This window comes from Desulfocurvus sp. (assembly GCF_023230885.1).
Taxonomy (GTDB): Bacteria; Desulfobacterota; Desulfovibrionia; order Desulfovibrionales; family Desulfovibrionaceae; genus Desulfocurvus.
Genome location: NZ_JALNWM010000242.1, coordinates 1 through 4,397, shown reverse-complemented (window position 1 = coordinate 4,397; position 4,397 = coordinate 1). Strand labels below are relative to the sequence as shown.

At 69.5% G+C, this 4,397-nt stretch carries 4 protein-coding genes and 1 other RNA gene; all 5 read right to left on the bottom strand.

Annotation, left to right across the window (positions count from 1 at the left end; genetic code table 11):
- Window positions 1-210 precede the first annotated feature (210 nt).
- Window positions 211-1,770 carry a ribonuclease Y gene (gene rny / locus M0P34_RS13940; RefSeq protein WP_291500185.1) on the bottom strand — a complete coding sequence of 520 codons (1,560 nt, stop codon included), beginning with the start codon at window positions 1,768-1,770 and terminating at the stop codon, window positions 211-213.
- A gap of 258 nt (window positions 1,771-2,028) precedes the next feature.
- A non-coding RNA gene (ssrS, locus tag M0P34_RS13935) (6S RNA) lies at window positions 2,029-2,211 on the bottom strand.
- A gap of 1 nt (window position 2,212) precedes the next feature.
- A complete protein-coding gene (gene zapA, locus M0P34_RS13930; protein WP_028587661.1) occupies window positions 2,213-2,494 on the bottom strand; it encodes a cell division protein ZapA in 282 nt (93 codons plus the stop codon).
- 15 nt (window positions 2,495-2,509) lie between these two features.
- Entirely contained in the window at window positions 2,510-2,734 is a 225-nt protein-coding gene (zapB, locus tag M0P34_RS13925) for a cell division protein ZapB (protein WP_291500182.1), read from the bottom strand.
- A gap of 43 nt (window positions 2,735-2,777) precedes the next feature.
- Entirely contained in the window at window positions 2,778-4,148 is a 1,371-nt protein-coding gene (glmU, locus tag M0P34_RS13920) for a bifunctional UDP-N-acetylglucosamine diphosphorylase/glucosamine-1-phosphate N-acetyltransferase GlmU (protein WP_291500180.1), read from the bottom strand.
- Window positions 4,149-4,397 lie beyond the last annotated feature (249 nt).

Sequence of the window (4,397 nt, the reverse complement as noted above, 5' to 3'; positions counted from 1 at the left end):
GGGGGGCGGGGGGGGCCGGGGGGGCGCGGGGGGGGGGGTCCGGGGGGGCGCGGGGGGGGGGGCCGGGGGGGGGCCGGGGGGGGATGCCGGGGGGCGGCGTGGCCCGGGGCGCCTGGCGCGGCGCCCGCGGCCGCGCGGCGGGACGAAACGACAGCGGGGCCGGACGGGAAGGTTCCCGTCCGGCCCCGGAAGGCTGCGTGCAGCCGGGCGCTACTTGGCGTAGCCCACGGCGCGGCGCTCGCGGATCAGCGTGACGCGGATCTGGCCCGGGTAGGTCAGGTTTTCCTCGATGCGCTTGGCGATATCCTTGCACAGGATGTGCGTCTGGTCGTCGTCCACCTTGTCGGAGTCGACCATGACGCGGATTTCGCGTCCGGCCTGGATGGCGTAGGCCTTGGACACGCCCTCGAAGCCGGTGGCGATGCCTTCCAGTTCCTCCAGGCGCTTGACGTAGTTCTCCAGCAGCTCCTTGCGCGCGCCGGGCCGGGCGCCGGACAGGCTGTCCGCCGCCTGCACCAGCACGGCCAGGGGCGTCGTGGGCTGGGTGTCCTCGTGGTGGGCGGCGATGGCGTGGACGATGTCCTTGCTTTCGCCGTACTTCTTGGCCAGGTCCGCGCCGATGAGGGCGTGGGGGCCCTCCACCTCGTGGTCCACGGCCTTGCCGATGTCGTGCAGCAGGCCGGCGCGCTTGGCCTTTTTCACGTCCAGGTTCAGCTCGGCGGCCATGATGCCGCACAGGGAGGCCACCTCGAGGGAATGCTGGAGCACGTTCTGGGAGAAGCTCGTGCGGTACTGGAGCTGGCCCAGCAGGCGGATGATGTCGGGGTGGATGCCGTGCACGCCCACGTCGAAGGTCGCCTGTTCGCCGATCTCGCGCAGCTTCACGTCCATTTCCTGCTCCACCTTCTTGACCACGTCCTCGATGCGCGCGGGGTGGATGCGGCCGTCGGAGATGAGCCGCTCCAGGGAGAGCTTGGCGATCTGGCGGCGCAGGGGCGAGAAGGCCGAGAGCACCACCGTCTCGGGGGTGTCGTCGATGATCAGGTCCACGCCGGTGGCGGCCTCCAGGGCGCGGATGTTGCGGCCTTCGCGGCCGATGATGCGGCCCTTCATGTCCTCGCTGGGCAGGGTCACGGTGGCCACCGTGTTTTCGCCAACGAAGTCGCCCGCGTAGCGCTGCACTGCCGAGGCCAGGATTTCCTTGGCCTTGCGGTCGGCGGTCTCGGCCGCCTCCACCTCGATCTGGCGGACCATTCGCGCGGCGTCGTGGCGGGTCTGGGACTCGATCTCCTCCAGCAGGCGGCGCTTGGCCTCCTCGGCGGTCAGTCCCGAAATCTCCTCGAGCTTGCGGCTTTGCTCGTCGACCCGCTCGTCGAGCAGGGCCTCTTTTTCCGCGAGCTGGCGCTCCTGGCGCGAGAGGCGCTTTTCCAGGGCCACCAGTTCGGAATCCTTTTGGTTCAGCTTCTCGACCTTGTTTTCCAGGCGTTCCTCGCGTTCCTGGATCTTGGCCTCGCGCCGTCCCAGTTCGCGTTCGCGGTCCTTGATCTCGGCCTGCATCTCGCGCTTGAGCCCCAGTATCTCGTCCTGGGCCTGGAGCATGTATTCCTTGCGTTCGGCCTGGGCATCCTTGCGGGCCTCGTCGAGGATGCGCTCGGCGAGATCCTTGGCCCCATCGAGGCGTTTGGATGCGATGTACTGGTGCAGCAGGTAGCCGCTGCCCGCGCCCGTTGCCACTCCGGCCAGGGCGATGAGGATGGTTTCGACGCTCATGGCGTCCTCCCTTATAGACGACGGGCTGCCGCGAACCCGTTCATGATATGGCCCGGTCCCTACGCAAACGGGGCCTGCCTGCGGCGGTCTTGTAAAACGGGAGGCGTCATGCTGCGAAGAAGGGCCCCGGCGCCCGGCTGGGCGCCCGGGAGGGCTGTCGCGCCGCGAGGGGCGGCCGGAAGGCGAGGCGGGGCGTGGCGTTGGGTTGAGGTTGCCGTTCGGGGCCGATACGGGTCGAGGTTTTCGGGCCGTTATATGTGTGTCCCCGGGATGCCGTGTCGCTGGCCGTCTTGAACCTTGCTTGCGCAAGGTGGGCGCCGCTGTATCCGCCGTCAGGCTCCCCGCGTGCGGGTCTGCGCACGGGCGGATCGTCGAGTGGCTCCCGTTTGTGTCGTATCGGCTCAGAGACGGGCCAAACGATCACGAACGCCCCAGGGAAATGTCAAACGCCTGCCTGTGTATCTTCCGCCTTCTCTATCCGCTCCGCAAGTCCGCCCAGCCGTTTTTCCAGCTCGGCGAGCCTCTTGGAGTTCTGCAACAGGTCGTCCGCCAGCCCGAGGGCCAGGAACGTGAGCAGCTTCTCTTTGCTTAAACGCCTGCCGTGTTGCGTCAATTCCCTGTATCGTTCCTCAAGCAGCTCCTTGGCTGCCTGAACACGTTCATGGTCCGCCTGGGCCTTGAAGGAAACCTCAAGTTCCAGAACGGAGAGTGTATAGCTCGGCATGACAAGCTCCCGCACTTATGCGGTCTCGTCCTGCAACTTCTGCAAGAGCCCGTCGATGCGGGCGAGCACCTCCTCCTTGGAGGCGCGTTCGCGTTCCAGATCCTCGCGCAGGCGGCGGTTCTCGGCCATCAGGTCTTCCTGGCCGCGCTGCACTTCATCCCGCAAACGCGCGTTGTCCTCCTTGAGGGTGGCCAGCCGCGTCAGCAACGACTCGATCTTGCTTTCCAGACGACTCAGCATTTCCATACCCCAGAATTATCCTGTTCGCCTTTCGAAATCAATCTCATTTCCTGCGGGGCAGCTCGCGCTGGCGCGAGCGCTCCAGGGCCAGCATGTCGTCGCCCACGTCCCGGGTGATCACCGAGCCCGCGCCGACCAGGGCCCGGTCGCCGATGCGCACCGGGGCCACCAGGGCCGTGTTGCTGCCGATGAAGGCGCCCTCGCCGATGACCGTTTCGTGCTTGCTGCGGCCATCGTAGTTGCAGGTGATGGTCCCCGCGCCGATGTTGGCCCCGGCGCCCACCTGGGCGTCGCCCAGGTAGGTCAGGTGGCTGGCCTTGGCCCCCGGGCCCAGGCGGGCCTTCTTCATCTCCACGAAGTTGCCCACGCGCGCGCCCTGTTCGGTGACGGCCTGGGGCCGCAGCCGGGCGAAGGGGCCGATCTGGCAGTCCGGGCCCACGCTTGCGCCCTCGATGTGGCAAAAAGGCCGCACCAGCGCCCCGGGGCCGATTTCGGCGTCCCGGATCCAGCAGTGCGAGCCCACGCTGGCCCCGGCGGCGATGCGGGTGGCGCCGTGGATTTCGCAGGGGCCGCTGATCTCGCAGCCGGGCTCCAGCACGGCACGCGGCCCGACCACGGCCGTGCCGGGCTGGTGGACCATGACCCCCGCGTCCAGCAGGCCGTCCACGATGCTTGCGCGCAAAAGCTCCTCGGCCCGGGCCAGCTCGGCCGGGCTGTTCACCCCGAGCAACTGCGGGTCGGCGCCGCCGCGCGCCCCAAGGACGGGCAGCCCGGCCTGCACCGCCAGGGCCACGAGGTCGGTGATGTAGAACTCGCCGCTGGCGTTGGCGTTGCCCAGGCGCGGCAGCAGCGGGCCCACGGCGGCCATGTCCAGGGCGTAGATGCCCGAGTTGATTTCGCCGCCCAGGGGCCCGTGCACGGCGGGGTCGTAGTCTTTGGCCTCCACGATGGCCGCCACCGCGCCGTGTGCGTCGCGGACCACGCGGCCGAAGGCGCTGGGGTCGGGCAGGTCCACGGTCAGGAAGGCCAGGGCCGGGCGCCGGGCCTGGAACTCATCCAGCAGCGCCGCCAGGGCCGCGCGCGGCACCAGGGGCGTGTCGCCGTTGACCACCAGCAGCGTGCCCACCCCGGCGGAGTCCAGGGCGGGCCAGGCCGTTTGCAGGGCGTGGCCCGTGCCGAGCTGGCGTTCCTGGACCACGAAGCCCGGCGTGCGCCCGGGGAAGGCCGCGCGCATCTGCTGCGCGCCGTGGCCGACCACGGTCCACACGGCGGAGTCGGGCACAAGGCCCTCCAGGGCCCGGTAGACGTGCCAGAGCATGGGCTCGCCCAGCAGGGTGTGCAGCACCTTGGGGCGCTCGGAGCGCATCCGCGTGCCTTTGCCTGCGGCCAGAATCAGTGCGCCGGTGTGTGCCATTCGGCCTTGTCCTCCAGTCCGGGGCGCGGCGCCCCTGGTGCGAAAAAGGTACAAGGGCGTCTATCGCGCCCAGGGGGGCTTTGTCCAGCGCGGGCAGGCCCGGGGGCGGGGATGGGGGCCGGGGATCGGGTGTGGGGAATTTTCGAAGCGGAATGGAGGGTCGGAGGGCATTGGGTGGCGGGATCGGGAGGGATTGGGTCAGGGCCTGGGGTGCGGGCCTTGCCGCGTGCTGGCGCCCGGGGTGCGGCG

Bases quoted from the DNA above. Each gene is read 5' to 3' on its own strand.
- zapB (WP_291500182.1), bottom strand. From the start codon at position 2,734: ATGCTGAGTCGTCTGGAAAGCAAGATCGAGTCGTTGCTGACGCGGCTG.
- glmU (WP_291500180.1), bottom strand. From the start codon at position 4,148: ATGGCACACACCGGCGCACTGATTCTGGCCGCAGGCAAAGGCACGCGG.
- zapA (WP_028587661.1), bottom strand. From the start codon at position 2,494: ATGCCGAGCTATACACTCTCCGTTCTGGAACTTGAGGTTTCCTTCAAG.
- rny (WP_291500185.1), bottom strand. From the start codon at position 1,770: ATGAGCGTCGAAACCATCCTCATCGCCCTGGCCGGAGTGGCAACGGGC.